Source organism: Pseudalkalibacillus decolorationis (genome assembly GCF_024609785.1).
GTDB classification, from domain to species: domain Bacteria; phylum Bacillota; class Bacilli; order Bacillales; family Fictibacillaceae; genus Pseudalkalibacillus; species Pseudalkalibacillus decolorationis.
The window spans coordinates 1-439 of sequence record NZ_JANHJQ010000080.1 but is presented as its reverse complement, the minus strand read 5'-3'; the positions used below and the strand labels follow the sequence as shown (position 1 = coordinate 439).

The window sequence follows — 439 nt, the reverse complement described above, 5'->3', positions numbered from 1 at the left end:
ATTTGCGATTTCTCTGGTGAAATATCTAGTTTCAAACGTTCCTTCAAGTATAATCTAACTGCGTGATACCATTTTTGAGCCGTTTTACCATCTCGACAGAGGATTTTAAAATCGTCCGCATAGCGGACGAGGTACCCCTCTTTCAGGTTCGTACGCTTCTTAGCGTATCTTTCACCTTCTTTTGTTTTATAATGTTTTATAAGAGGGAAGAACTCCCACTGTCCTGCAACCCACTGGTCTAAATCATTTAGTACAACGTTCGATAATATCGTCGATAAAATACCACCCAGCGGTACACCTTTAGAGGGTATTCCTTCTTTATCAATTTCAGCTTTTAACATTTTGGAAATACAAGCTAATACTCTTCTATCATGGATACCTAAGTTCCATAATTGTTTGATAAGAAGTGCATGATTGACATTATCGAAAAATCCTTTAA

General features: G+C 37.1%; 1 protein-coding gene. It reads right to left on the bottom strand.

Annotated elements, in window-relative coordinates; genetic code table 11:
* On the bottom strand, nucleotides 1-439 hold a 439-nt coding region (locus NON16_RS25405; protein WP_257352403.1), incomplete at both ends, for a reverse transcriptase domain-containing protein.